The organism is Haematobacter sp. (assembly GCF_032102465.1).
GTDB lineage: Bacteria > Pseudomonadota > Alphaproteobacteria > Rhodobacterales > Rhodobacteraceae > Haematobacter.
The window spans coordinates 29,137-54,932 of the sequence record NZ_DAMDHB010000028.1 but is presented as its reverse complement, the minus strand read 5'-3'; the positions used below and the strand labels follow the sequence as shown (position 1 = coordinate 54,932).

Genomic DNA, 25,796 nt, shown 5'->3' with positions numbered 1-25,796 from the left:
ACGGCGTCTCACCCAGATTGACGCGGAATCTCACCCTGATTGTCGCGCGGCACCTGTGTCCCCTCTGATCCCGTAAGCGGCGCTGAGCGATGGATATAAGGTCGGAATGGACAGGCATCGGGCGGACCGATGCATCGGTCTTGCCCTGCTGAATGTCGAACACCAATCCTACTCCATCGGAGCTTTCCCGGACCTCTTCCATCCATAGTGTCAACACCTCCGCCATCCGCATCCCAGACAGGAGCGAGATATGGATTGCATCTCTTATCTGGTTCGCGTGTTCGACATCCACGCCCTTTGGGAAGGGCGCAGCAAGTAGTGACGCGATCTCGGCATCGGTGAACGGACGTTCTTCCTCTCGGCTCCCCCTTTCCACTCGCTTCCCATTGCGTTGCATCTGCTGACCATCCCAAGGCCAGCCCGATTCCATCAATGCGCCAGCCGGGAGCGTGACGTGCCCCCGCGCCGCCAGCCAGCGCCAGTAACTCCGAAGGCCCGCTAAGTGCTTTTTCTGCGTAGCGGGATGCATACCGTCGATGACATCGGAGACATACTTCCCGGCTTGCTTCCGGTCTATGCGGTCAACCGTCAGGGCGGAGCGCTGTGCAGAGGCCCATTGAGCGAACTTCCCGATGTTCCCACGACGCTCCAGAACGGTCTTGGGAGCGAAATGAGCGGCGGCGAGATACGTCTCCAAGTGGGTCTCCACCGCATCGCGCCCATGCAGTGCGTCCAGGAACGCCGTGCGCTCCGCCTCGTTCCGGAAGCTATCAGCGGTCTCCTCCGCCGACCATCGGGCCAACTCGTAGGGACCGGGCGGGCCATCTGGACCGTCCTGCCTCTAATCCGCTACGGCGGCAATTGCCTCCCGGACGAAGATTCCGCGCTCCCTTGCAGACAGGGCCGCTACCGCCGTGGTTTTTCCTGAGAGGATGTTGGCGAAGGTCTCGGAGTTCTCCCGCTCCAGATCGTCACGGAGGTCCTGTGCGGCCCGAAGGTCCGAGGTCTCCAAGTTCACCATGTAGAACTTAGCGCCTCCGAAGGTCCTCTCACAGGCTTTCGAGGTCGCTCTGCGGAACCACCAGCGACTGTGTTTCAGGACGAGAAGCCGCCGCCCCGCGTTTCTGCTCCCGCCCGCCACAATGCACCATTCTGACCAGTTTCTAGAGGTTAGCTTCCAAAATATCAAGGGATTTCATGCGATTAAAGTCATTTGGTGTAGACCCCCCCTCTGCTCCACTCAATACCCCCAAGAATGTTATCCTAAGTTTGCCGCGTGACACGTCTCGCGCTGGTTTAATGCCCGCATGTCTGTGCGGGCTCTCGTCTTTACGTTAATTCCCAAGATTGAAATTCCTAAGACTGCAACGCCCGCACGCGGCGGCGATAGTGCCGCGCACGGGCGTTGGATCAATCCGCCGCGAGGCGTTGGAGATAAGCACCGTAGGTGTTCTTGGAGAAGCGTTTGGCCTGCGCGAGCAACTGGTCGCGTGTGATCCAGCCAGCGGCGTAGGCGATCTCCTCAGGACAGCCGCTTTGCAGGCCCTGCCGCTCTTCCAGCGTCCTGACATAGTTTCCCGCGTCCAGAAGGCTTGCATGCGTGCCGGTATCGAGCCAGGCGAAGCCGCGCCCCATGAGTTCGACCGACAGCAGGTCGTCGGCAAGGTAGCTTTCCAGCAGCGTCGTGATTTCAAGCTCCCCCCGCTCCGAGGGCTTGACGTCCCGCGCCCGCGCGGAGGCGGTGCCGTCAAGGAAGTAGAGGCCGGTGACCGCGTAGGAGGACGGCGGGACCTTCGGCTTTTCGATGATCTGGGTAACGCGCCCGCCTTCACCGAAGCCGACAACGCCATACCGCTCGGGATCGGCAACGCGGTAGCCGAAGACGGTGCCGCCCTTTTCCTTCTCATCGGCAGACCTGAGCAACTCCTGCAGACCCGCGCCGTGAAAGATGTTGTCGCCCAGCACCATCGCCGAGGGGGCTCCGGCCAGGAACTCCTCCGCCAGCAGATAGGCCTGCGCCAGCCCGTCCGGGGAGGGCTGGACGATCCACTCCAGGCTCACGCCCCATTGCGAGCCGTCCCCCAGAAGCCGCTGAAACTGCGCCTGATCGTCCGGCGTGGTGATGATCGCGATCTCGCGGATCCCGGCCAGCATCAGGCAGGTGAGCGGATAGTAGATCATCGGCTTGTCATAGACCGGCATGAGCTGCTTCGACACCCCGATGGTGATCGGGTAGAGCCGGGTGCCGGAGCCGCCCGCCAGAACGATACCCTTGCGTGCCGTCATCTCAGGTCTCCAGTTGCTTGAGGACAGCCGCCAGCCCCTGCCGCCAGTCCGGCCGCGGGATGCCGAAACCGGCCGTGAGGGAGGAACAGTCGAGCCGCGAATTGGCCGGCCGTCGCGCCGGCGTCGGATAGGCGGAGGTGGGGATGTCCGCCACGTCCACCTGCAGGCCGGCCTGCAGGAAGATCTCGCGCGCGAAGTCGGCCCAGCTCACATCCGGCGCGCCGGAGAAGTGATAGGTGCCGCTTTTCGCCGGATCGGCGATCAGTCCGCGGGCCATGACGATCAGCGCATCGGCAATGTCGGCAGCAGGTGTCGGCCCGCCGACTTGGTCCGCCACGACGGTCAGTCGCTCCCGCTCGCGCCCGAGGCGCAGCATGGTCTTGACGAAATTCGCCCCATGCGCCGAGAAAACCCAAGAAGTCCGCAGGATCGCAGAGGTGCCGCCCGCGTCGCGGACACCCTCCTCCCCCTCCAGTTTCGTGCGTCCATAGACGCCAAGCGGTCCTGTCGGGTCGTCGGGTTTCCAGGCCGCCGTGCCGTCGCCCGCAAAGACATAATCGGTCGAGACATGCAGAAACGGCAGCCCGCGCCCGGCTGCGGCACGGGCCATGGCGGCGGGAGCGGCGGCATTGACGAGCCGGGCCGTCTCCTCCTCCGCCTCGGCCTTGTCCACCGCGGTATAGGCGGCGGCGTTGATGACGGCATCGGCCTCCGCCTCCCGGACTGCGCGGGCCGCGCTCTCCGGGTCGGTCAGATCAACCTTGTCGCGGGGCAGGGCGGTGACCTCCAGAGCGGCGCCCGCGCGGTCCTGCAACTCCGTGGCGAGCTGCCCGGTCCTGCCGATGACCAAAAGCCTCACGCCTTGGTCCCCAAGCGCTGACCAACGCCCGCGCGATCCTGCAGGGCCTGCCACCATGGCTTGTTGTCGAGATACCACTGCACCGTCTTCTCCAGCCCCTGCTCCAGCGTGACGGAAGGGCGCCAGCCCAATTCCTCGCGGATACGCGAGGGGTCGATGGCGTAGCGCAGGTCATGGCCCGGACGGTCGCTCACAAAGGTGATGAGCTGCTCATGCGGAGCGCCTTCGGGATGCTTCTCGTCGAGAATGCGGCAGATCATGCGCACGAGGTCGATGTTCTTCGCCTCATTCTCTCCGCCGATGTTGTAGCTGCGTCCGATCTCGCCCTTCTCCACCACCAGAAGCAGTGCATCGGCGTGGTCCTCCACATAGAGCCAGTCGCGGACATTCTCCCCCTTGCCATAGACAGGGATCGGCTCTCCTGCCAGGGCCTTCAGGATGACGACCGGGATCAACTTTTCCGGGAAGTGGAAGGGACCGTAGTTGTTGGAGCAGTTCGTCATCACCACGGGCAGGCCGTAGGTCTCGTGCCAGGCCCGGACCAGATGGTCGGACCCGGCTTTGGAAGCCGAATAGGGACTGTTCGGGGCATAGGGCGTGTCTTCGGTGAACTTGCCGGTCTCCCCCAGAGTGCCGAAGACCTCATCGGTGGAGATGTGGTGAAAGCGGAAGCTCTCGGGGCGCCCCTTGTTCGTCCAGTGGGCCCGCGCGGCTTCCAGCATGTTGAACGTGCCGGTGACGTTGGTTTCGATAAAGTCCTTGGGCCCGTCGATGGAACGGTCCACATGGCTTTCGGCGGCAAGGTGCATCACCGCATCCGGGTCATGGGCGGCGAAGATGCGGTCGAGCGCCTCCCGGTCGCGGATGTCGGCCTGCTCGAAAGTATAGAGGTTCGAACCCGACACGCCCGCCACGTTGTCAAGGCAGGCGGCATAGGTCAGCGCGTCGAGATTAACGACCTCATGGCCCTGTGCCACGGCCCGGCGCACCACGGCCGATCCGATGAAGCCGGCTCCGCCGGTCACCAAAATCTTCATCGATCTCACTCCGTATAGGGGAACGGGCTGTCGAAATCGGCAAAGGCGGGCGCCGCCGCATCCTTGGCCGAAAGCACGGCGTCATCCTGGGAGATTCCCCAGTCGATGCCGATGTCGGAATCGTTGAACCGGACGCCGCCGTCGCATTCAGGCGCGTAGTAGTCCGAGCATTTGTAGAACACGAGCGTATCCGGCTCCCGCGTGACGAAACCATGCAGGAAGCCTGCCGGGATCAGGAGCTGACGACCATCCTCGGCCGAAAGCTCCACGCCCACCCATTTCCCGTAATGCGGTGAACCCTTGCGGACATCCACTGCAACGTCAAGGATCCGGCCCTGAAGCACGCGGACCAGCTTCGCCTGCGCATGGGGCGGACGCTGGAAATGCAGGCCGCGGACGGTCCCGACCTGGCGTGAGAGGGACTGGTTGTCCTGCACGAAGGGGGTGGAGATCCCCAGATCGGACAGGGCCTTGAGGTTGTATGTCTCGGAAAAATAACCGCGGTCGTCGCCAAATCGCTTGGGGGTGATGATTACGACCCCGGGGAGGGCCGTCTCCTCGATCTGCATCCCTGCTCCGTTCCTTTTCACGCCTCCCCGCTTCATGCCTAGCAAGTCGCGGCAGGTCTGTCACCGGCCAAGACGCGCCAGAAGGGGCCAAGCTCATGTCCTTGCTCATGTCTTGACAGCGGGAACCGTCGTTCCAGATCGCATGAAAAAGGGCAAACGCCGAAGCGTCTGCCCTTTCCCGCTTACGTTTGCACGAAAGCTCAGTTCGTGGTGGTCGTGGTGCCGCGGCGGCTGTCGCTGCTGTCGTCGGCGATCAGAGCGACGACGGCAACGGCGGCTGCGATGGCGGCGATGGTGCCGGCGCCACCCATGCTGCCGGTCTCACCGACGACGACGACGGGCTCCGGCTCCGGGATCGGCGCAGCAACGGAGCCGGCGAAGCTTGCGACGGTGCTGGACAGCAGGATCGCTCCGGCCGCAAGTGCGGAAACAGTCGATTTCATCATTTTCTACCTCTTGGGTCGGCTAGCGTGTAATTCACGATCAGAAGATAGCATGGCCCATGGATTTTCCAAACGCAATCAATCCTTGAGCTGACGAAGCTCGACCCACCCCAGATAGGGCGAGACCCACTGCCGCGAGCCGCGTATGACGCCGGAATCGTCAATCCAATAAGCGTTTTCGAAGGAAATGTCTTCGCTCGTGCAGCGTTCGATGATGTGCCGGGTGGCGAAACTCCGCTCTGCCACGACAAGATTCTCCCGCCCGATGTTGCCAAGATCACACAGGAAGGAGCGGCCGTAAGACTGGTTATCCCCGTCGATGTAGAACATCCGGCGCTGGTGCTGGCCTGCGCCTGCGGAAATGACGGCGCGGGACGGCACGTCGGCGGACATCAGATCCGCTCCGGCGAGGCCCCGAGTCGCGACGAGCACGCCCTCCCTGAAGGCAAGCGTGGATCCATCGCCGGACACATAGGCATCCACCCCCGCATTTCGCCCGGCGAGGGCGAGGAGCGCATTGCCCCCCGTCCGCTCGACATGGGCGGAGATGAGAGGCGTTTTCTGCTGCGCGAGCATTGCCTGCGTGACCTGGGGCATGGGTGTGGGCTGGGGACGGTCGCCCGCGCCCATGACCACGTCGCGAAGCAGGGTGCGTGAATCCTGAAGATCGCCGCAACCGGCCAGCGTCATGAGCGCAAGCCCGATAGTGGCGACGAGCGCCTTTCGCATCAGCGCCATACCTTGCCCCATTGCTGTTCGAGCCGCTCCTCATGCATGCCGCGCACCGTGTCATAAAGCCGGCCCGTCACGCCGAGACGTGCTCCGCCATCGCGGTTGATCGGGCGGATGGCGGTGGAATAGGCCTGCTGCGTCGGCTGGCCGAGCATCCAGGAGATCGGAATGGTGAGGGTGATGCCCTTGTCGAACGATCCCTCGCCGAAATCCTCCGAAGAGACGTTGGTGAAGGTGGCAAAGGCGCCCACACGCCAGCCGTTCGCGAATTCACGCTCCAGCGTCAATGTGGTGCCCCAGTCGCCCGCCAGATAGCGGCCCACGTCGATTTCCGCGCGGTAGCCGCTGCCGATATCGTAATAGGCCGAGACATGGCCGGTCACGACATCATAGTCCTGAAAGCCGAAGTAACCGTCGAAGTCGCGCTGCTTGACCCAGTTCAGCTCCGCGCCGAAGGCCAGGCGGCTCCCGACGGGCGCCCAGAGTGCCTCTGTCGAAATGCCGCCGAACATCTGCTCCAGATAGCCGAAGGTGACACGAGTGTAGATCTCCTCCGCCGGATGGCGATACCAGGCCACCTGCAACCGCTCGATACGGGGATCGCCGTATTTGTCATATTCCGCCTGATCGGAGCGGACATGCGGCAGGCGCGAGTTCGACACGCGCTCCACGCTGTCCAGGTTGCCGATGATCCGCTTGGAGACAGCGCCTGAAAACGTCAGGCCGGGCAGGAGGTCATATTCCGCCGCCAGCAAGGCGTTCAGGTCGGCCCGCACCGGCTGATCGGGGTCGAACCAGCTGAATACCGCATTCGGGCCAAGCGACCAGCGGAATTTCGGATACAGCCCCTCGCCCCAAGCGGTGCCTTCCGCCACGGCATCGGTCGTCTCGCCGATTGCGGTCCGCGCGAGAAGGCGATTCGATCCGTCGGGCGCGTTTTCCAGCGCCTCGATATCGCTCCGCTTGAAGGTGACGCGCGCGGCGGGGATGCCGCGATTGACCGGCTCGATCTCGAACGTCTCGATGGAGGCCGGAAGGGTGCGGGTCATCGCGCGGGCGGCGCGCCCGATGGCCTGCGGTTCCTGATCGAACTTGTTGTTCCGCAGCCGGAGCCGCGCCGTCTCCGCCGTGACGGAGAGCGCCTCGACATGCATGCCGTCCGCGGCCAGAACCGTCTCCAGCCGGTCTCTCAAGGTCACTGCGGCTTCCGGGTTCTGCGCCCATTCACGGCTCCACGCCTCCGGGCGGGAGACTGGATCGGGGCGCGCCACCACCGGCAGCGGAGCGGGTTCGGTCGTATTGCGGTTCGGCGGGTTCTTCGGATTGAGCGCGAGCTGAAATGTCAGGCCGAACTCGCTGCCATACATGTAGTAGGCGCCCAGCCGGATATTCTCGCTTGCCTGATATTCGGCGCCGAAGTTCCAGTCGGACTTGCGGTCGAAGACATCGCTCTGCTCCGATTCCAGCACATAGGCGTCGGAGGAATACTCGACCTTGAAGCCCAACCTGTCGTTGGCCTGCCACTCCACGCCCGCGAAGGGCGACATCGGCCCGCGGAACCAGCGATCCGGTTCGAACTTGCCGCCCGTGCCGCTGAATCCGCCGGGCCGGTCGCCAAAGGGCGAGCCCAGGTCATGCCCGGTCCCCAGCCGCCCCCAGCCCAGACCACCCGTGACCTTGAGGCCGGGAATGACGGTCTTGGTCAGCGCGACATATTCCCCCGAGAACACCCCCGTTCCCGCAAGATCCTGAAACCCGATGGTCAACGAGGGCCAGTAGCCCTGCTCCCTCAGGGGCGTCAGCCGCAGGTCGAAGCTCCGGTCGTAAAAGGTGTCGTAGCCCGCGTAGTTGAAATCCCGCGTCTCGCTGTAGCGGAAGGACGCGCCCAGCCACGGCAGAAACTGAAAGCTCAGCGTGCCACGCGTGATGCCGGAGAAATGCCCGATGCCGAGCGTGAATTCCCCATCCGGCATGGCCTCGCCCGTGGGCATGTCGATCAGGCCGGCAACGCCGTTCATGTTCATCGTGGGGGAAGGTGTGAGCGCGGGCGAGGGCAAGAGGGTCTCGGCGGAAAGCGGCGCGGCCACGGCGCAAAGCGCGAGGACAGAGGCCACGGCGCGCCCGGGGCGCCTGTCTCGTCTGAAGGGTGGTGTCATCTGTCCCCGGCCTGTTGTCGCGGTGTGTCCGCCTGCTCTTTGATTGCAGCAAGGCTAGCCGCAGTCACCGCCAGTCACAATAGCGGGACCGACGAAACCCGGCGCAGGTGGCAACTCGGTGCCGTTCCGGCGCAGCGGATCAGAGACGGAAGTCGTCGGTCGCGCTGATCAGTTCCGCGGCGATGCCTGGTTCGGAGAGCGCATGGCCCGCCAGGGGGATCATCCGCAGGTCCGCGCGCGGCAGCCGCTCCGCCAGCCGCCAGGCGGAGACAGGCGGACAGACCATGTCGTACCGCCCCTGCACGATCCGGGTGGGGATATGGGCAATGCCTGCCGCCCGGGCAACGATCTGATCGTCCTGTTCCAGAAAGCCGCGATGGGTGAAGTAGTGGTTCTCGAGCCGCGAGAAGGCGCGGACATAGTCCGCCGGCCCGTCGCCCATCACCGCAGGGTGGTCGATGCTTGCCAGAGCATTCTCCCACCCTGCCCAGAGCCGGCCATAGGCCACTTCCTCCTGCAGGTTTCCACTGAACAGGCGCCGGTGGTAGGCCGCGATAAGGTCGCCCCGCTCGCTCTCCGGGACGGCATTGGCGAAACGCTGCCACAGATCGGGGAAGAACCGGCCCGCCCCGCCGCCATAGAACCAGGCCAGTTCCGCCTGCGTCATCAGAAACACGCCGCGCAGCACCAGCGCGCTCACCCTCTCGGGATGGGCCTGCGCATAAAGCAGAGCGAGTGTCGCGCCCCAGCTTCCGCCGAAGGCCATCCAGGCGTCGATATCCAGCGCTTTGCGGATGCGCTCGATATCGCCGATCAGATGCTGCGTCGTATTCGCCTCCACGCTGGCGTAGGGGCGGGAGCGCCCGCAGCCCCGCTGATCGAACAGCACGATGCGATAGACCTGCGGGTCGAAGAACCGGCGCATCATCGGGCTGCACCCGCCGCCGGGGCCGCCGTGGAGCACGATCACGGGCTGACCCTCAGGGTTCCCGCATTGCTCCATGTAAACGACATGGCCGTCGCCCATTTCGATCATGCGCTGGTCGAACGGGTCGGTCGGAGGGTAAAGCGTCGCCGGGGGGCGTTTCGGGGATGCGGTCCTGTCCATGAGGGTACTATATAACCGTCAGGCGGGCGCTGCCTATTCCGATTGCGCGAAAGGACAGGGGATGACGACGGAGACCACAGTCGATGCCACCGAAGTCGCCAAATTCGAAGCCATGGCGGCGGAATGGTGGGATCCTGATGGTAAGTTCAAACCGCTTCACGGAATGAACCCCTGCCGACTCGACTATATCTGTGCCCAGATCGCCGCGGAATTCGGACGCGACAGGAACGAGCCGCGCCCTTTCGCGGGGCTGAGGCTTCTGGATATCGGCTGCGGCGGCGGACTTCTGTCCGAGCCGATGGCGCGGCTCGGCGCCGATGTGGTGGGCGCGGATGCGGCAGCGGGCAACATTCCGGTCGCGCGGGTGCATGCCGCGCAGCAGGGACTCCCCATCGACTACCGTCATACCACGGCAGAGGCGCTGGCCGCCGCAGGGGAGCGGTTCGACGTCGTCCTCAACATGGAGGTGATCGAACATGTCGCCGATCCCCTCGCCTATCTGACCGCCTGCCATGATCTTCTGAAACCGGGCGGGCTGATGATCTGCTCCACGCTGAACCGCACCGCCAAGAGCTTCGCCCTTGCCATCGTCGGCGCGGAATGGGTTCTTCGGTGGTTGCCGAAGGGGACGCATGACTGGCGGAAGTTCATCACGCCCGAAGAACTCGGCACCCTGATCGCGGCCGCGGGAATGACCCAGGTGGATCGCAAGGGCATGGTCTTCGATCCGCTGCGCCAGAGATGGTCGCTCTCTCCGAGGGATCTCTCCGTAAACTACGTCACGGCGAGCACGAGACCGCTCTGAAAGCGCCCATACGCAAGGTCAGGCTGCTGTCGCTGCCATTGCAGACGATCGCACAAGGCCACGGAGCCGAGCCGCATAGGGTCGGAACAAAGGACTCGGAACAAAGGACAAGGAACCGGACGTGCACGGACAGGGCCGATGCTTCCGGGCCGATTGACCGCGGTCACGGCTGCAGCGCCGCTCAGCTGCAAGACGTGTCAACTCCGCCAGTTGGATAGGAAACGGTTCAGCCCGCGAGGCGCATTATTCTTGATCTTCGCGCCCCGGAGTCCCCGACCGGAACCCTGCCTTCTGTCCCCCGACCGTCAGGCGGCGCGCTTGCCGGTTTCCACGGGCCTTCCGGTGAAGGTCTTGTCGCCCACCCGAACGACGACCTTGCCGTTTTCGAGCATCTTTATGAACATTCCCTGCACGGAAATGCAGCTTCCGATGGTGATGGTGCGCAGCATGGCTTTCTCCTCCCAAAGCAAGACCATTGCGGTCCGTTAAGGATATCTCATGAACGGTCTTAAATCATCCCGCAAGATTAACTCCCGCGAATGTGTTGATTCTATGCCGCAACCACCTAAAGGATGATTAACGGATCGACCGATCGGAAAGAAATCAAAGCCAGTCGCGCAGGATAGGGATCAGGGGAATATCGGCGGGCGGCATGGGATAATCGCGGAGCGCATCGGCCCGCACCCATTTCAGCACCTGCCCCTCGCGCGCCTCGGGGATCCCGCGCCAGCGGCGGCAGGCGAAAAGCGGCATGAGCAGGTGGAAATCGGCATAGGAATGGCTGGCGAAGGTGAGCGGCGCAAGGCAGCTCTCCTCCGTGTCGATGCCAAGCTCCTCATGCAGTTCGCGGATGAGGGCCGTCTCCGGTGTTTCCCCCGGCTCCACCTTCCCTCCCGGAAACTCCCAAAGTCCGGCCAGTGACTTGCCGGGCGGGCGCTGCGCCAGGAGCACGCGCCCGTCACCATCCACCAGCGCAACCGCTGAAACGAGAACCAGTTTCACGAGCGGTAGTCGGCGTTGATGTCGATATATCCGTGGGTGAGATCGCAGGTCCAGACCGTCGCCTTGCCGCGGCCCAGTCCCAGATCGACGGAAATCGTCAACTCCTGATTCTTCATGTAGGCGGAGGCGGCCTCTTCGCTGTAACCCTCCGCGCGAAGGCCTTTTTCTGCCAGAAGCAGGTCTCCGAATCGGATGGCAAGCAGATCCCGATCCGCTTCCGCCCCCGATTTGCCGACCGCCATGACGATCCGGCCCCAGTTCGCATCCTCACCCGCCACGGCTGTCTTGACGAGCGGGGAATTGGCGATGGCGAGCGCCACCTTGCGTGCATCCGCGTCATTGGCGGCACGAGTCACGCGGACTTCGACGAACTTCGTCGCGCCCTCACCGTCACGGACCACCTGTTTGGCGAGGTCGAGCATCACGCCCTGCAACGCCTTCTGGAAGGCGCGGGAGCCCTTGCTGCGCAGGTCCCGGATTTCTGCGGCAGTGCTCTGCCCCGTGGCCGCGACGATCAGCGCGTCGGAGGTCGAGGTGTCGCTGTCCACGGTAATGCTGTTGAACGTGCCATCGACATGGGCGCTCACCATGCGTTGCAGCGTGGCTGCGGGGATTTTCGCATCGGTGAAGATATAGACGAGCATCGTCGCCATGTCGGGCGCGATCATGCCCGATCCCTTGGCGATCCCGGCGATGCGGATCGTGCCGCCATCCCCTTGCACCTCGGCCATCGCGCCCTTGGGGAAAGTGTCGGTGGTCATGATGGCACGGGCGGCGTCGGCGATACCGTCCGCCGACAGCGCGGTTTTCAGGTCCTCCAGCGCGGCGGTGATCCGGTCATGCGGCAGCGGCTCGCCGATCACTCCTGTGGAGGAGGAGAAGACGCGGGACACAGGCAGGTCGAGCGCCGTGGCAACCCCGCCTGTCACGCTGTCTACCGCGTCCTGACCGCTCCGGCCGGTGAACGCATTGGCATTGCCGGAGTTCACGATGATCGCGGCCCCGGCCTCCTGCGCGATGGGGCCGGCAAGCTTTGCCTGACAGTCCAGCACCGAAGCCGCGCGGGTGGAGGATTTGGTGAAGGCCCCGGCGATGGACGTGCCGGGGGCCAGCCGGACCAGCATCACGTCGGTCCGGCCCTTGTAGCGCACACCGGCCTCTGCGGCGGCGAATTCCACACCCGCGATGACGGGCAGCGCGGGAAAGGCCGCGGGCGCGAGGGGAGAGACGGGGAGCTTCTTCTTCTTCGCGGTGGAAACGGCGTCTTCGACCCGCTCCACCGCCTCGCCCACCGCGGTTTCCAGCTTCTTCTTCAGCTTGGCGACCTTGCCTTCGGCCTTTTTCGCCTTGGCCTTCCAGTCCTTCGCCATTCCTGTCTCCTCGCGCCGCTGGGCTGTTACTCGTTCAGCAATGTCTGATTGCGAAGCACGGACGGGTCAATCCCTTCGGTGCGCTCGATCTTGGCCGATTCGGTGGCTTTCGCGAGTTCCGCCTGAACGGCGGCCTGCTGGAGCTGCGTCTCGATCTGCGGACGAACCTCGTCCAGCGCGGGAACGGCGGCGTCGCGCACTTCCTCCAGCTTGATGACATGCCAGCCGAACTGGGTCTGGATCGGCTGGGACACCTGTCCGGGTTGCAGGGCGGACACGGCTTCCTCGAATTCCGGCACCATCATACCGGCCCCGAACCAGCCCAGATCGCCGCCATTGGTCTTGCCGCTGGGATCCTGCGTCTTTTCATTGGCGACCGTGGCAAAATCGCCGCCGTCCGCGATGGCCTTCTCGACGGCCTTCGCCTCATCCTCCGTGGGAACGAGGATATGGCGCGCGTGATATTCCTTGCCCGGCTCCACCTTGGCATATTGCTCGTCATAGGCGGCCTTGACCGCCTCTTCCGTCACCGCCGTCGCCGCGACGCGCTCAAGCGCCGTCCCGGCAAGGAAGGCCCGCTCCGTCGCGCCAAGGCCGATCTCCTCTCGCTTCGTCAGCTTGCCCTCAACGCTGTCGGCCAGAACGGTCTGCTGCACGAGCTGTTCGATCAGCCCGTTCATCAGAACGTCATCGGGAAGCTGCTGGTACTGCGCGGGCAGACCCTCCTTCACCACGAGCAGATCGCCCATCGTGATATCCTTGCCGTTCACCGTCGCGACGACGGTTTCAGCGGTCACATCTGCGGCAGCAGCAGGGAGCGCCAGTGCCAGCGTTACCGCCGCGCTCATGCAGAACTTCGCCATTTTCGACATGTCGGATGCTTTCCTCGCAGAAGCCGCGACCCCTCGCGGCGTTGACAGTTGAGCGGGCGACCCTTACATCGCCCAAGGATTCATGGCACCGGCGCGACCGGGGCGTCCCTGTCCATTGCCCTTCCGGAGCCGTTCCGTGGGTGGTTCTAGGCAAGGCATCCCGCCCGGGCAAGGCCGGTGGCCACACGATGACGTGGGCCAAGCGGAGAAAACATGCTGGGGCTGGGTAAAATCGCCAAGAAGGTCTTCGGGACCCCGAATGATCGCAAGGTCAAGGAAGTTCGCCCGCTCGTCGCGCGGATCAATGCGCTGGAGCCTGAGTTTAAGGCTCTCTCGGATGAGGGCCTGCGGGCCAAGACGGTCGAGTTCCAGGACCGATACGCCAAGGGCGAAAGCCTGGACGACCTGTTGCCGGAGGCCTTCGCCAACTGCCGCGAGGGCGCGCGCCGCGCTCTGGGCCTGCGGGCCTTCGACGTGCAGCTCATGGCGGGCATCTTCCTCCATCAGGGCAATATCGCGGAGATGAAGACGGGTGAGGGCAAGACCCTCATGGCGACTTTTCCTGTTTATCTCAATGCCTTGGCGGGTCGCGGTGTGCATGTCGTCACGGTGAACGACTATCTGGCCAAGCGCGACGCGGACTGGATGAGCAAGGTCTACGGCACGCTCGGCCTGACGACCGGGGTGGTCTATCCGTTCCAGCAGGATGCGGAGAAGCGCGCGGCCTACAAGGCCGACATCACCTATGCCACGAACAACGAACTGGGCTTCGACTATCTGCGCGACAACATGAAGTCCTCCATCGAGGAGATGGTGCAGCGCGACCATTTCTTCGCCGTGGTGGACGAGGTCGACTCGATCCTGATCGACGAGGCGCGCACGCCGCTCATCATTTCCGGCCCGTCTCAGGACAGATCCGAACTTTACAAGACCATCGATGTGTTGATCCCGGAAGTGCAGCCCGAGCACTTCACGCTGGATGAAAAGCAGCGCACCGTGGTCTTCACGGAGGACGGCAACGAATTCGTGGAGCAGCGGCTGCACGAGATGGGGGTGCTGCCGGAGGGCCAGTCGCTCTACGATCCCGAATCGACCACCATCGTTCACCACGTCACGCAGGGTCTCCGGGCGCACAAGCTGTTCCAGCGCGACACGCATTACATCGTGCGGGACGGCGAGGTGATGCTGATCGACGAATTCACCGGGCGGATGATGAAGGGACGGCGGCTTTCCGAAGGGCTGCACCAGGCCATCGAGGCCAAGGAAGACGTCCAGATCCAGCCCGAGAACGTCACACTCGCCTCCGTGACCTTTCAGAATTACTTCCGGCTTTACGACAAGCTCTCCGGCATGACGGGCACGGCCGCGACGGAAGCCGAGGAATTCGCCGAGATCTACAAACTCGGCGTGGTCGAGGTGCCGACGAACCGGCCCATTCAGCGGATCGACGAACACGATCAGGTCTATCGCACCGCGCGGGAGAAGTTCGACGCGATCGTCAAGGCGATCCGTGAGGCGAACGAGAAGGGCCAGCCCGTTCTCGTCGGCACTACCTCCATCGAGAAGTCGGAACTGCTGTCCAGCCTGCTCAAGAAGGAGGGTATCCCGCACAACGTGCTGAACGCCCGCCACCATGAGCAGGAGGCGATGATCGTCTCCGAGGCCGGCAAGCTCGGCGCGGTGACCATCGCCACGAACATGGCCGGCCGCGGGACGGACATCCAGCTTGGCGGCAACGTCGAGATGAAGGTGATCCAGGCGCTGGAGATCGACCCGGAAGCAAACCCGGACGAGGTGCGCGCCCGGATCGAGGAGGAGCACGCCGCCGAGAAGCAGAAGGTGCTGGAGGCGGGCGGGCTTTACGTTCTGGCGACCGAACGTCACGAAAGCCGCCGGATCGACAACCAGCTTCGCGGGCGGTCCGGCCGTCAGGGCGATCCGGGCCGGTCGTCGTTCTTCCTGTCGCTGGAAGACGACCTGATGCGGATCTTCGGCTCCGAACGGCTGGACTCCATGCTCCAGAAACTGGGGATGAAGGAAGGCGAGGCCATCGTCCACCCCTGGGTGAACAAGTCGCTGGAGAAGGCGCAGGGCAAGGTGGAGGCCCGCAACTTCGATATCCGCAAGCAACTTCTCAAATATGACGACGTGATGAACGACCAGCGCAAGGCGATCTTCAGCCAGCGCCGGGAGATCATGTCGGCCAATGAAGTGGCCGAGATCGCGGAAGACATGCGCCATCAGGTCATCGAAGATCTGGTGGATACGCATCTTCCGCCGAAAAGCTATTCCGATCAATGGGACATGGCCGGTTTCCACGATGCGGTGCAGACCCAGCTTGGCCTCGACCTGCCGGTAAAGGACTGGCAGGAGGAGGAGGGCGTCGATCAGGAGGTGGTGCGGGAGCGGCTGGCGGAAGCCTCCGACGCCTTCACCGCGGAAAAGGCCGCAGCCTTCGGCGACGAGACGATGCGCAGCATCGAAAAGCAGGTGCTGCTCCAGACCATCGACGCGAAGTGGCGGGAGCATCTGCTGACGCTCGAACATCTCCGTTCCGTCGTCGGCTTCCGGGGCTATGCGCAGCGCGATCCGCTGAACGAATACAAGACCGAGGCGTTCGGCCTGTTCGAATCCATGCTCGAATCCCTGCGCTCCGAGGTGACGGCCAAGCTCGCCATGATCCGCCCGCTCACGCAGGAGGAGCAGGCTGAGATGATGCGCCAGCTCATCGCGCAGCAACGTGCAGCCCAGCCCGCGGCCGTGCCTGAACTGGTTACGACCGCCGATGACGCGCCGCTCAATCAGGCGGAACCGGCCCCGGTGAGGGTGGAGGCAAGCGGCTTCGATGAGGCCGATCCCGCAACCTGGGGCAATCCCGGGCGCAACGATCCTTGCCCCTGCGGATCGGGCGAGAAGTTCAAGCACTGCCACGGTCGGTTCATCTGACCGGCATCTGCCCGCGTCCCCTGAACGGGTCGCGGGCGTCAGGGAGATTGCCGTGCCCCCCTTACGCCGTCCTCTGCTGGCTGCAGGTGTCGCCCTTCTCCCCGGCGGGGCTTGGGCCTGTGCGCCTGTATTGACGCTCACCCCTGCCGCGCCGGCCTCTGTCAGCGTGACGGTGGAGGCGGATTGCGCACCCGATACGCGCATCCTGATCGCGCAGGATGCCTTCGTGGTTACGGAGCGGCTGGACGCGAGGGGGCATTTCTCGGGCGTTTATCCCGCGCTCTCGCCGAGGGTGGAGATCACGGCGACGCTGCCCGATGCGCCCTCCGTTCTGGCGGAGATCGAGGTGCCGACAGTCACAGCCTACAACCGCTTCGTGTTGCAGTGGCTGGGGCCGGGAGAGCTGGAACTGACGGGAGCCGGCCATTACGGCACCGCGGATGTGGCCTTCCCGCTGCGCGCGCTTGTCCTGTCCGCCCGTGCGTCGGACAGCCTCGCGCCCGAGGTGGTTCTGCCCGTCACCCCCGAGACCTGCGGCCGCGACCTCATCGGCGAGACGCTGGTGATCCGGCGCGGCGACATCGAGCGTCGCGATCTGACGGTGAGCCTTCCCGCCTGCGACGCGGTGGGGGAGAGGCTTCACCTGCGGGGGCTGGCTGGCTGAAGGTGAGCTATGCCTGCGGTATCGCCGCGCCAGGCTCTGTGGCTGGGCGGCCTGCTGAAACACGATATCCACGTTGAAACCCGGAAATCGGTTCTGTCACGAGCCGAAATGTGCGGTACCCGGGGCGATCTCCAAAACCGCGCCGCACCGGAATGCTCTTTCAGCGGCCTGTTAGGGTACTCCCCGCCCAGCGGCCCGACCCTGCCGGGTTGAACCTGGCGGTACGATTATGGCGGAAGATACCGCTTTGCACGCAGGGGAATCTGCGGGCGTCGCATCACTGGCAGAGTGCTTAGAAAGGCTTCCAAGTCCGTGTGGGAGTGGAGATCGTGTGCAATCAGACGACATCCAGAATCTACCATTCCGGGGCTGATTTCCCGATTTCCGGTCCATAAGCCATGTCACCTCAGAACTTTTTCAGCCGCCTGCTAAAGATACCCTGCGGCGCGAAAACTCACCTCCCGCGCCTTGCCGATAATGAGATGGTCGTGCAGCGTCAGCCCGAGGGCCTGCGCCGCGGCGGCGATCTGCGCCGTCACCGAGATATCGGCATCGGACGGCGTCGGATCCCCCGAGGGGTGGTTGTGCACCAGGATCAAGGCGGAGGCGTTCAGTTCAAGAGCCCGCTTCATCACCTCACGCGGATAGACCGGCACGTGATCCACCGTGCCCCGCGCCTGCTCCTCATCCGCGATGAGCGTGTTCTTCCGATCAAGAAACAGGATGCGAAACTGCTCCGTCTCCCGGTGCGCCATCGCCGCCCGACAGTAGTCGAGCAGCGCGCTCCATGAGGACAGAACGGGGCGATGCATGATGCGGCTTCGCGCCATGCGATGCGCCGCCGCCTCCACGATCTTCAACTCCTGCATCACAGCCTCTCCCACTCCCTCCACCGCTTTCAGCCGCGGCAGGGGCGCGGAGATCACGCCGTTGAAATCGCCGAAGGCAGCCATCAGCCGATGTGCGAGCGGCTTTACGTCCTGCCGGGGAATGGCACGGAACAGCACAAGCTCGAGCAGCTCGTAATCCGGCATTGCCGCGGCGCCGCCCGCCATGAACCGGTGACGCAGACGCTTGCGATGATCCCGGATATAGGAGGGCAGCCTGTCGGGCAGCGGAAACCCCTCGGCCTCATCTGGGTCGAGCAACAATGGGAGGGGGGCTTCCTGAAACGCGTGGGTCATGGGGGGAGTGTGCCCAGGCGGAGTGAACAAAGCGTTAAAAAACTCTCCGTCCCGGCGATTCGCTATCGCAAGCCCTGATCAGCTCTGAACTATTGAAGAACGTATCGCCCGATCAGGACCGCCGCGAAGGCTGCCGAGACGCTTTCAGGAGGCCTGTCGGTGGAAGAGGGGGCTTCCGCCCCCTCAGCCCTTCATCCCATCCCAGAAACTCTTCACCTTCGTGAAGAAGGAGGAGCTTTCCGGGTTGTTGTTCGCGTCGATTTCCTCGAACTCCCGCAGAAGCTCCCTCTGCCGCTGAGTGAGGTTGACCGGCGTCTCCACCGTCAGTTCGATCAGCATGTCGCCATGGTTTCCGCCGCGGAGCTGGGGCATCCCCTTGCCGCGCAGCCGCATCTGACGCCCGGACTGGGAGCCTGACGGCACCTTCACGCGGCTCCGCCCGCCGTCGATCGTCGGCACCTCGATCTCCCCCCCGAGGGCGGCCGTGGTCATGCTGACCGGCACGTGGCAGTGCAGTGTCTGGCCGTCGCGCTGGAAGATCGGGTGCTCGCGCACCTCGATGAAGATGTAGAGATCGCCCGTCGGCCCGCCGCGCAGACCGGCCTCTCCCTCACCGGCAAGCCGGATGCGGGTGCCCGTCTCTACCCCGGCGGGGATATTGACGGAGAGCGTCCGTTCCTTCTCCACCCGGCCGGCACCATGGCAGACCTTACAGGGGTTCTTCACGATCTGGCCGGAGCCGCCGCAGGTCGGGCAGGTCCGCTCCACGGTGAAGAAGCCCTGCTGGGCGCGCACCTTGCCCATGCCCGAGCAGGTGGGGCAGGTCACGGGCTCCGCGCCGCCTTCGGCACCGGTGCCGTGGCAGGCCTCGCACACGGCGGAGGCAGGTACCGTGATCGTCTTCTGCACGCCGCTCCACGCATCTTCCAGCGTGATCCGCATGTTGTAGCGCAGGTCGGAGCCACGTTGCGCGCGGGAGCGCGGGGCACCGCCCTGACGCCCGCCCATGAAGTCGCCGAACAGATCCTCGAACACGTCGGAGAAGGCGGAGGCGAAGTCGCCGCCCTGATAGGCGCCACCGCGCCCCCGGGCCGCGCTGCCCATCCCCCCCTCGAAGGCCGCATGACCGAAGCGGTCGTAGGCGGCTTTCTTCTGCTCGTCCTTCAGCGTTTCATAGGCCTCGTTCACTTCCTTGAACTCGGCCTCTGCATTCGGATTGTCGGCGTTGCGGTCGGGATGAAGTTCCTTGGCCTTCTTGCGATAGGCCTTCTTGATTTCCTCGGCCGAGGCGCCCTTTTCGACGCCCAGAACCTCGTAGAAATCCCGCTTTGCCATTGAAATTCCCTTTCAAACACGGTCAGGCCCGGCCGAGGGCCGGGCCTTTCCGCATTCCGCGCCCGTTACGAGCGCTTGTTGTTGCCCAGATCCTCGAAGTCCGCATCGACGATGTCATCGTCATCGCGCGCCCCGGCGGGGCCTTCTTCCTTCTCGGCCGATTCCTCCTGGCTGGCTTTGTAGATCGCCTCGCCAAGTTTCATCGCGGCGTCGGTCAGGTTGTGGATGCCGCCCTTGATCTTGCCGGCATCTTCCGTCTTGAGCGACTCTTCCAGCGCGCCGATGGCCAGTTCGATCGCCTCCACGGTGGAACCATCGACCTTGTCGCCATGATCTTCCAGCGACTTCCGGGTGGAGTGGATCAGCCCTTCCGCCTGGTTCTTGGCCTCGACGAGTTCCTTGCGCTTCTTGTCCGATTCGGCATTTGCCTCGGCGTCACGCACCATCTTCTGGATTTCGTCATCCGACAGACCGCCGGACGCCTGGATGGTGATCTTCTGCTCCTTGCCGGTGCCCTTGTCCTTGGCAGACACGCTCACGATGCCGTTCGCGTCGATGTCGAAGGTCACCTCGATCTGCGGCATGCCGCGCGGCGCGGGCGGGATCTGCTCCAGATTGAACTGGCCCAGCATCTTGTTGTCCGCCGCCATTTCCCGCTCGCCCTGGAAGACGCGGATCGTCACGGCCGACTGGTTGTCCTCGGCGGTGGAGAAGATCTGCGATTTCTTGGTCGGGATGGTGGTGTTGCGGTCGATGAGCCGGGTGAACACGCCGCCCAGCGTCTCGATGCCCAGGGACAGCGGGGTCACGTCGAGCAGGACCACGTCTTTCACGTCGCCTTGCAGGACGCCGGCCTGAATGGCCGCGCCGAGCGCCACGACTTCGTCCGGGTTCACGCCCTTGTGCGGCTCCTTGCCGAAGAATTTCGTCACTTCCTCGACGACCTTCGGCATGCGCGTCATGCCGCCGACCAGCACCACCTCGTCGATGTCGCCCTTGGAGACGCCGGCATCCTTCAGAGCGTCGGCGCACGGCTTCATCGATTTCTTGATGAGATCATCCACCAGCGATTCGAGCTTCGCACGGGTCAGCTTCATGACCATGTGCAGCGGCGTGCCGGTGTTCTTGTCCATCGAGATGAACGGCTGGTTGATCTCGGTCTGCTGGCTGGAGGACAGCTCGATCTTGGCTTTTTCCGCAGCTTCCTTCAGCCGCTGAAGCGCCATCTTGTCCTTGGTCAGATCGACGCCATGCTCCTTCTTGAACTCCTCGGCGAGGTAGCTCACGATGCGCATGTCGAAATCTTCGCCGCCGAGGAACGTGTCCCCGTTGGTCGATTTCACCTCGAACAGACCGTCATCGATCTCAAGGATCGTGATGTCGAAGGTCCCGCCGCCGAGGTCATAGACCGCGATCGTCTTCGTTTCCTTCTTGTCGAGCCCATAGGCCAGAGCGGCGGCCGTGGGTTCGTTGATGATGCGCAGCACCTCAAGGCCCGCGATCTTGCCCGCGTCCTTGGTCGCCTGACGCTGGGCGTCGTTGAAATAGGCGGGCACGGTGATAACGGCCTGCGTGACCGTTTCGCCAAGATACGACTCGGCGGTTTCCTTCATCTTCTGCAGGATGAAGGCGGAGATTTGCGAGGGCGAGTATTTCTCGCCATGCACCTCGACCCAAGCGTCGCCATTGCCGCCGTCCACGATGTTGTAGGGGACGAGCTTGCGGTCCTTCTCGACCTCCGCGTCGGTGACGCGGCGACCGATCAGGCGCTTCACGGCGAACACGGTATTGGCGGGGTTGGTGACGGCCTGCCGCTTGGCGGCCTGTCCGACGAGGCGCTCGGTGTCGGTGAAGGCGACGATCGACGGGGTCGTCCGCGCGCCTTCGGAATTCTCGATCACCCGGGGCTGCGACCCGTCCATGATGGCGACGCAGCTGTTGGTTGTCCCGAGGTCGATCCCGATGACTTTGGCCATGTATTTACCTCTTCCTTCGGCGATTATTGGAGTTCGGAGCCGGACTTCGGCCTCCGCTCCCCGATCCCAGTGGTTCGCCGGGAGATACCCTCCCGACGGCTCCAGCGGTATATAAGGAGGGTGAAATAGCGCTGCAAGCGGAGCACCGGGCAAACTCGGTGCAAACTCGGGGCAAAACGCGCGGCGGGGCGGTCTCCATCACCGGCCTCGCAGACGGAGGGAGAAATGCCGAAACGCGACCCGTCATCCATGCCGCCCCCGGAGCGGGGGCAGGGGCCTGATCCGCATCCGGGGGAGGAGGCCGCTCCGCCCGCCCCGCCTGTCGCGATCCGGGGCTTCCTGCTCTATCGCGACTTTCTTCTCGACCGGGCGAAGCAGGAGGCGATGGTGGCCGATCTCCGCGCCGTCGCGGGAGAGGCACCGTTCCTGCGGCCCATGACGGCCTGGGGCAAGCCCATGTCGGTGCAGATGACTTCCGCCGGGCGCCTGGGCTGGGTGACGGACCGGCGCGGCTATCGCTACGAGCCGCGACACCCCGGCACGGGGGAGGCATGGCCCGCCATTCCCGACAGCATCCTCGCCGTCTGGCGCGCCGTTTCGGGCACCGGGCGGCTGCCGGACAGTTGCCTCGTCAATTTCTACGGGGAAGCGGCGCGCATGGGGCTGCATCAGGACAAGGATGAGGGCGATTACCGCTTTCCGGTCGTCTCCCTTTCGCTTGGCGACGAGGCCCTGTTCCGCATGGGCGGCACGAAGCGGGAGGAACGAACGGAGTCCGTCTGGCTCCGGTCCGGCGATGTGGTGGTGATGGGAGGCGCGGCGCGGCTGGCCTATCACGGGATCGACAGGATCCGCTTCGGTTCCTCCACGCTTCTGCCGCAGGGCGGGCGGATCAACGTCACGCTCCGCTGCGTCACTTCGTCATGAAGGGGCGACGACGCGGCCAAAGCGCCTATGTTTCCCGCGCAGACATCCTGAAGGAGATGTGTCATGGCTGAAGCCAAAGGCGCGGAATTCGATGGCAAGGTCGCCATAGTGACCGGGGGCGCCTCCGGTATCGGTGCGGCGGTGGTGCGTGAACTGGCTGCGGGCGGTGCGAAGGTCGTTGTCGCGGACATGGACGAGGATCGCGCCGCGACGCTCGCGGCCGAGGTGGGCGGCAAGCCCTTCCGCGTCGATGTGACGGATGTGGAGGCCGTTCGCGCCATGGTCGCCTTCGCCGAGGCCGAATTCGGCGCGCTGCATCTGGCGGTCAACAATGCCGGGATCAGCGGCCAGCACCCTGCGCCGGTCGGTGACTATGACGTTGAGACCTGGCGGCGCGTGATCGACGTGAACCTCAACAGCGTGTTCTACTGTCTCCGCCATGAGCTGCCGGCGATCGAGCGGGCAGGCGGCGGCGCGATCGTCAACATGGGCTCCATCCTCAGTTCCGTGGGCACGGCGGGAAACCCGGATTACGTGGCGGCGAAACACGGCGTGATCGGTCTGACCAAGACCGCCGCGCTCGACTATGCGACGCGCGGCATTCGCGTGAACGCGGTCGGTCCGGGCTATATCGAAACACCGCTGCTGGCCCATATGGACACGGCTACGCATGACCACCTCATCTCCCTGCATCCGATGGGGCGCCTTGGCCGTTCGGAGGAGGTGGCGGCGCTGACCTGCTTCCTGCTCTCGGACCGCGCCTCGTTCGTCACCGGCAGCTACCATCTGGTGGACGGGGGCTATACGGTTCCCTGACGCACTCTCCCGGAGGCGGAGGGACTCATGGCCGCTGCCTTTCGGGGCGGCGGCGAAGGGGCACTTTCCCGCTCTCCGCGCTGCGCCTCAGGCCTATGCTTCGCAGATCGGGACATCGGCCCCGGAACGATCCCAAATGTCCTTATTTACTGCCGGATTTCGCCAGGTTGGGAACGGTTGCGTTCCAAGGCAGGCCCGGAAGCCTTGTCAGGCAGCCTGTTAGGTCCGTCTTGAACGGAGATCGTTTGCAGCCTGACAAGATACCGCCGAAAATCCGCTTATGCCGGGGAATTCCGGTGCCGGTTTCCCGGCTTCGGCAACCTGTCAGTTCAGCGGATAGCCAAGTCCCCTGACGTCTGCCGTTCAACCCTTGTCGAAATAGGGTTCCATCTGGGCAATGACGACGGCGTTCTCCGCCAGCGCCCGCTCCATCAGCGCGCGCTCCTCGTCCGGCACGTCCTGCCCGGCAGCGAGCCGTTCCTCCAGCGTGCCATAGCCGGAGACGTCGAGCGGTGCCATCTCTGCCTGACGGAGCACGGCAACCGTCTCGCGCACGGCCTCCGCCTCATCCACACCGCTGGCATAGACGATCAGCCCCGCGCCGGTCGCGCCGTTCGGCAGGCCGTCGCCTGGACGCCGTCCCACCTCCACCACCAGCATGTAAACCTGCTGCGGGCGCTTCTGCTTTTCCGTATCGGTCATCTCTTTCCCTCACGTTGCACGCGGCGCCGAGATGGCTGCTCCAGCGACATTTCCCGCAATAGGCACAGCGCTGCCCCGGCACAACCATTGCCTTTCCCCCCGAAGTGGAACCGGGCGCGGGACCGGGCGTTCGGGCGGAGCGGTTCGCACAGGAGAAACACCGTGGATGACGGACAGACCGAGCGCTCCCCCTCCACGGGCGGCGATGGACCCACCGAACACCGCCCGCTGCATCGCGACCGGCCGTTCTGGGCGGCGACACAGCACCGCAAGGCTCCTGCCGCGCGGGAGCCGCTGAGCCGACACTATGACGTGATCGTCATTGGCAGCGGCATCAGCGGAGCGCTCGTGGCGGAATCGCTGGCGGACGGGGTTCGGCGCGTGCTGATCCTGGACCGGCGCGACCCGGTGGAGGGCAGCACGCTCGCCAGCACGGCGATGATCCAGCATGAGATCGACGTGCCGCTGCACGTGCTCGCCCGCAAGATCGGTGCGGAGAAGGCGGCGCGGGCATGGCGGCGGTCCGCCCGTGCCGTGGAAGACCTGCGTCTCCGCGTGGAGCGGCTGGGCATCGACTGTGCGATGACGGCGAAACAGGCGCTTTACCTTGCCGGCGACGAATATGGCTCGCGCGCCTTGCAGACGGAGACGCAGACCCGTCATGACGCTGGAATCGCGGCAGAATATCTGAACGCTGCCACGCTTCAGGATCGCTTCGGTCTCAGCCGTACAGGCGCCATCGTGTCCGACTTCTCCGCCTCCGCCAATCCGGCGCAGATGACGGCGGGCCTGCTGCGCGCGGCCTTGGCGCGGGGGGCGGAACTGGTCTCTCCCGTCGAAGTGACGGATGTCGAGGAACGGGGAGAGACCGTGATTCTCGCCACATCGGAGGGACGGTTGCTCACGGCGGAGCATGTGGTCTTCTGCACGGGCTACGAATTTCTCAAGGTGATGGAAAGCCCGGCCCATCGCATCATCTCCACCTGGGCGCTGGCCTCCCGCCCCGACATGGCCCGGCCCGATTGGCTGGACGGCTTTCTGGTCTGGGAGGCGTCTGATCCGTATCTCTATTTTCGGACCGCGAGCGGTGGGCGGATCATCGTGGGCGGCGAGGACGAGGAAAGCGCCACCGCCTTCGCTGACCCCGCGAAGGGTCAGAAAAAGACGCGGCGGATCGTGGAGAAGCTCGCCGACCTGACGGGCATCGACATCGGCGAACCGGCATATGCGTGGGCCGCGCCCTTCGGCAACACCACCACCGGGCTACCGATCATCGACCGCGCGCCGGGAGCGGAACGGGTGCATGTGGTGATGGGCTTCGGTGGCAACGGGATCACTTTCTCCGCCATTGCTGCAGATATCGTGCGGGGCCGGGTCGAGGGGATCGAAGACCCTGACGCCGACCTGTTCCGCCAACCCTAAGCCGAGGCGGCCCGCCGGGGGCATCGAGCCCCCAACGGGCCGGCTGCCGCGGAAGGGGGAGAGCGGGTGTCCCGGGGCGGGGGCCTGCTGCGAGCTTTGGGGCGATGGCCTCCATCAGGGCACGAGAACCTCGGTGTATCGACTGCCGGGAAGGCGCCCGCGTTCATCGTCGCACAGAGAGGGTCAATGTGTGCATGGACCATGGAATTGCCTGCTTCGCCGAAGCGGGTCCCATCTCCGGCAGTCGCCAGCTTCTGCGAAGCGCCGCACTTGCCGTTGCGGCAAGCCGTCCTCCGCGAGGCCGTGAAGAAAAGCGATTGCTGCTCGAGCGCGTGCTGATGTGAAGCGGGACTTCAGGACTTCAGCGGGTCGGCCAACCTCAACAGGCTGACGAAGCCTGGATCGGCGACACGCCGCTGAAATCGAAATGGACCTCAACGCCGGAAAATCCCCGAATTCGGGCAGGGACGGGCCCTGTCCCGACACACCCCTTTACAACCGCAGCGATCCGAGAACCTTTACCAGCATCGACCAGCATCGACCAGCATCGACCAGCATCGACCAGCATCGACCAGCATCGACCAG

General features: G+C 64.5%; 24 protein-coding genes. 6 read left to right on the top strand and 18 right to left on the bottom strand.

The window, feature by feature from the left end; genetic code table 11:
* The 10 genes from RT513_RS15545 to pip all read right to left on the bottom strand — a co-directional run.
* The coding region (locus tag RT513_RS15545) for a hypothetical protein (RefSeq protein WP_313534138.1) at window positions 1-697 on the bottom strand (697 nt) is incomplete at its 3' end.
* Window positions 698-841: 144 nt separating this feature from the next.
* Window positions 842-1,021, bottom strand: coding sequence for a hypothetical protein (locus RT513_RS15540; RefSeq protein WP_290685034.1), 180 nt, complete (start codon window positions 1,019-1,021; stop codon window positions 842-844).
* Window positions 1,022-1,410: 389 nt separating this feature from the next.
* Window positions 1,411-2,286, bottom strand: coding sequence for a glucose-1-phosphate thymidylyltransferase RfbA (gene rfbA, locus RT513_RS15535; protein WP_088216314.1), 876 nt, complete (start codon window positions 2,284-2,286; stop codon window positions 1,411-1,413).
* Between the two features lies 1 nt (window position 2,287).
* Complete coding sequence (gene rfbD, locus RT513_RS15530; protein ID WP_290685037.1) at window positions 2,288-3,145, bottom strand: dTDP-4-dehydrorhamnose reductase; 858 nt, start codon at window positions 3,143-3,145, stop codon at window positions 2,288-2,290.
* Complete coding sequence (gene rfbB, locus RT513_RS15525; RefSeq protein ID WP_088216316.1) at window positions 3,142-4,182, bottom strand: dTDP-glucose 4,6-dehydratase; 1,041 nt, start codon at window positions 4,180-4,182, stop codon at window positions 3,142-3,144. Before rfbB ends, rfbD begins: the two co-directional genes overlap by 4 nt.
* Window positions 4,183-4,187: 5 nt before the next feature.
* Window positions 4,188-4,751, bottom strand: coding sequence for a dTDP-4-dehydrorhamnose 3,5-epimerase (rfbC, locus tag RT513_RS15520; protein ID WP_088216317.1), 564 nt, complete (start codon window positions 4,749-4,751; stop codon window positions 4,188-4,190).
* 200 nt (window positions 4,752-4,951) lie between these two features.
* Window positions 4,952-5,197, bottom strand: a complete 246-nt coding sequence (locus RT513_RS15515) for a hypothetical protein (RefSeq protein WP_290685038.1) — start codon at window positions 5,195-5,197, stop codon at window positions 4,952-4,954.
* Window positions 5,198-5,272: 75 nt separating this feature from the next.
* Entirely contained in the window at window positions 5,273-5,932 is a 660-nt protein-coding gene (locus RT513_RS15510) for a YjbF family lipoprotein (RefSeq protein WP_290685039.1), read from the bottom strand.
* Entirely contained in the window at window positions 5,923-8,082 is a 2,160-nt protein-coding gene (locus RT513_RS15505) for a YjbH domain-containing protein (protein WP_290685040.1), read from the bottom strand. The genes RT513_RS15510 and RT513_RS15505 overlap by 10 nt, the downstream gene beginning before the upstream one ends.
* A gap of 139 nt (window positions 8,083-8,221) precedes the next feature.
* The gene (pip, locus tag RT513_RS15500; RefSeq protein ID WP_088216319.1) at window positions 8,222-9,190 is read right to left on the bottom strand and encodes a prolyl aminopeptidase; all 969 of its coding nucleotides are present in this window, start codon (window positions 9,188-9,190) and stop codon (window positions 8,222-8,224) included.
* A 61-nt stretch (window positions 9,191-9,251) separates the two neighbouring features.
* On the opposite strand from pip, the gene ubiG reads away from it, so the two are divergent.
* The gene (gene ubiG / locus RT513_RS15495; protein WP_088216320.1) at window positions 9,252-9,995 is read left to right on the top strand and encodes a bifunctional 2-polyprenyl-6-hydroxyphenol methylase/3-demethylubiquinol 3-O-methyltransferase UbiG; all 744 of its coding nucleotides are present in this window, start codon (window positions 9,252-9,254) and stop codon (window positions 9,993-9,995) included.
* A 305-nt stretch (window positions 9,996-10,300) separates the two neighbouring features.
* Here ubiG and RT513_RS15490 read toward each other — a convergent pair whose 3' ends face one another.
* From RT513_RS15490 to RT513_RS15475, 4 genes are all read right to left on the bottom strand, one after another.
* Window positions 10,301-10,444, bottom strand: coding sequence for a hypothetical protein (locus RT513_RS15490; RefSeq protein ID WP_088216321.1), 144 nt, complete (start codon window positions 10,442-10,444; stop codon window positions 10,301-10,303).
* Window positions 10,445-10,598: 154 nt separating this feature from the next.
* Complete coding sequence (locus RT513_RS15485; protein ID WP_290685041.1) at window positions 10,599-10,997, bottom strand: (deoxy)nucleoside triphosphate pyrophosphohydrolase; 399 nt, start codon at window positions 10,995-10,997, stop codon at window positions 10,599-10,601.
* Complete coding sequence (argJ, locus tag RT513_RS15480) at window positions 10,994-12,367, bottom strand: bifunctional glutamate N-acetyltransferase/amino-acid acetyltransferase ArgJ (RefSeq protein WP_290685042.1); 1,374 nt, start codon at window positions 12,365-12,367, stop codon at window positions 10,994-10,996. Before argJ ends, RT513_RS15485 begins: the two co-directional genes overlap by 4 nt.
* A 26-nt stretch (window positions 12,368-12,393) precedes the next feature.
* A complete protein-coding gene (locus tag RT513_RS15475; RefSeq protein ID WP_290685043.1) occupies window positions 12,394-13,239 on the bottom strand; it encodes a peptidylprolyl isomerase in 846 nt (281 codons plus the stop codon).
* A gap of 213 nt (window positions 13,240-13,452) precedes the next feature.
* On the opposite strand from RT513_RS15475, the gene secA reads away from it, so the two are divergent.
* On the top strand, window positions 13,453-16,185 hold the full coding sequence (gene secA, locus RT513_RS15470) for a preprotein translocase subunit SecA (RefSeq protein ID WP_088216325.1): 2,733 nt from the start codon (window positions 13,453-13,455) through the stop codon (window positions 16,183-16,185).
* A gap of 52 nt (window positions 16,186-16,237) precedes the next feature.
* Complete coding sequence (locus RT513_RS15465; protein ID WP_290685046.1) at window positions 16,238-16,849, top strand: hypothetical protein; 612 nt, start codon at window positions 16,238-16,240, stop codon at window positions 16,847-16,849.
* Window positions 16,850-17,277: 428 nt separating this feature from the next.
* Here the strand turns inward: RT513_RS15465 and radC are convergent, their stop codons facing one another.
* The 3 genes from radC to dnaK form a co-directional block, all read right to left on the bottom strand.
* Window positions 17,278-18,033, bottom strand: a complete 756-nt coding sequence (radC, locus tag RT513_RS15460) for a RadC family protein (RefSeq protein WP_290685048.1) — start codon at window positions 18,031-18,033, stop codon at window positions 17,278-17,280.
* 183 nt (window positions 18,034-18,216) lie between these two features.
* Window positions 18,217-19,368: a molecular chaperone DnaJ gene (gene dnaJ, locus RT513_RS15455; RefSeq protein ID WP_088216328.1), complete on the bottom strand. Its 1,152-nt coding sequence runs from the start codon at window positions 19,366-19,368 to the stop codon at window positions 18,217-18,219.
* Between the two features lie 65 nt (window positions 19,369-19,433).
* Window positions 19,434-21,344: a molecular chaperone DnaK gene (gene dnaK / locus RT513_RS15450; RefSeq protein ID WP_035745697.1), complete on the bottom strand. Its 1,911-nt coding sequence runs from the start codon at window positions 21,342-21,344 to the stop codon at window positions 19,434-19,436.
* A 225-nt stretch (window positions 21,345-21,569) separates the two neighbouring features.
* On the opposite strand from dnaK, the gene RT513_RS15445 reads away from it, so the two are divergent.
* Complete coding sequence (locus tag RT513_RS15445; protein ID WP_256947371.1) at window positions 21,570-22,271, top strand: alpha-ketoglutarate-dependent dioxygenase AlkB; 702 nt, start codon at window positions 21,570-21,572, stop codon at window positions 22,269-22,271.
* 63 nt (window positions 22,272-22,334) lie between these two features.
* Complete coding sequence (locus tag RT513_RS15440; protein ID WP_290685053.1) at window positions 22,335-23,087, top strand: SDR family NAD(P)-dependent oxidoreductase; 753 nt, start codon at window positions 22,335-22,337, stop codon at window positions 23,085-23,087.
* A 363-nt stretch (window positions 23,088-23,450) separates the two neighbouring features.
* On the opposite strand, the gene RT513_RS15435 is transcribed toward RT513_RS15440, so the two are convergent.
* Window positions 23,451-23,789: a hypothetical protein gene (locus RT513_RS15435; RefSeq protein ID WP_035745693.1), complete on the bottom strand. Its 339-nt coding sequence runs from the start codon at window positions 23,787-23,789 to the stop codon at window positions 23,451-23,453.
* Between the two features lie 162 nt (window positions 23,790-23,951).
* On the opposite strand from RT513_RS15435, the gene RT513_RS15430 reads away from it, so the two are divergent.
* Window positions 23,952-25,211: an NAD(P)/FAD-dependent oxidoreductase gene (locus RT513_RS15430; RefSeq protein ID WP_290685056.1), complete on the top strand. Its 1,260-nt coding sequence runs from the start codon at window positions 23,952-23,954 to the stop codon at window positions 25,209-25,211.
* Window positions 25,212-25,796 lie beyond the last annotated feature (585 nt).

Coding starts and splice junctions, on each gene's coding strand:
- RT513_RS15505 (WP_290685040.1), bottom strand. CDS start 8,082: ATGACACCACCCTTCAGACGAGACAGGCGCCCCGGGCGCGCCGTGGCC.
- rfbB (WP_088216316.1), bottom strand. CDS start 4,182: ATGAAGATTTTGGTGACCGGCGGAGCCGGCTTCATCGGATCGGCCGTG.
- RT513_RS15440 (WP_290685053.1), top strand. CDS start 22,335: ATGGCTGAAGCCAAAGGCGCGGAATTCGATGGCAAGGTCGCCATAGTG.
- ubiG (WP_088216320.1), top strand. CDS start 9,252: ATGACGACGGAGACCACAGTCGATGCCACCGAAGTCGCCAAATTCGAA.
- dnaJ (WP_088216328.1), bottom strand. CDS start 19,368: ATGGCAAAGCGGGATTTCTACGAGGTTCTGGGCGTCGAAAAGGGCGCC.
- RT513_RS15475 (WP_290685043.1), bottom strand. CDS start 13,239: ATGTCGAAAATGGCGAAGTTCTGCATGAGCGCGGCGGTAACGCTGGCA.
- RT513_RS15445 (WP_256947371.1), top strand. CDS start 21,570: ATGCCGAAACGCGACCCGTCATCCATGCCGCCCCCGGAGCGGGGGCAG.
- rfbC (WP_088216317.1), bottom strand. CDS start 4,751: ATGCAGATCGAGGAGACGGCCCTCCCCGGGGTCGTAATCATCACCCCC.
- argJ (WP_290685042.1), bottom strand. CDS start 12,367: ATGGCGAAGGACTGGAAGGCCAAGGCGAAAAAGGCCGAAGGCAAGGTC.
- RT513_RS15540 (WP_290685034.1), bottom strand. CDS start 1,021: ATGGTGAACTTGGAGACCTCGGACCTTCGGGCCGCACAGGACCTCCGT.
- RT513_RS15510 (WP_290685039.1), bottom strand. CDS start 5,932: ATGGCGCTGATGCGAAAGGCGCTCGTCGCCACTATCGGGCTTGCGCTC.
- pip (WP_088216319.1), bottom strand. CDS start 9,190: ATGGACAGGACCGCATCCCCGAAACGCCCCCCGGCGACGCTTTACCCT.
- RT513_RS15490 (WP_088216321.1), bottom strand. CDS start 10,444: ATGCTGCGCACCATCACCATCGGAAGCTGCATTTCCGTGCAGGGAATG.
- RT513_RS15515 (WP_290685038.1), bottom strand. CDS start 5,197: ATGATGAAATCGACTGTTTCCGCACTTGCGGCCGGAGCGATCCTGCTG.
- radC (WP_290685048.1), bottom strand. CDS start 18,033: ATGACCCACGCGTTTCAGGAAGCCCCCCTCCCATTGTTGCTCGACCCA.
- RT513_RS15435 (WP_035745693.1), bottom strand. CDS start 23,789: ATGACCGATACGGAAAAGCAGAAGCGCCCGCAGCAGGTTTACATGCTG.
- rfbA (WP_088216314.1), bottom strand. CDS start 2,286: ATGACGGCACGCAAGGGTATCGTTCTGGCGGGCGGCTCCGGCACCCGG.
- dnaK (WP_035745697.1), bottom strand. CDS start 21,344: ATGGCCAAAGTCATCGGGATCGACCTCGGGACAACCAACAGCTGCGTC.
- secA (WP_088216325.1), top strand. CDS start 13,453: ATGCTGGGGCTGGGTAAAATCGCCAAGAAGGTCTTCGGGACCCCGAAT.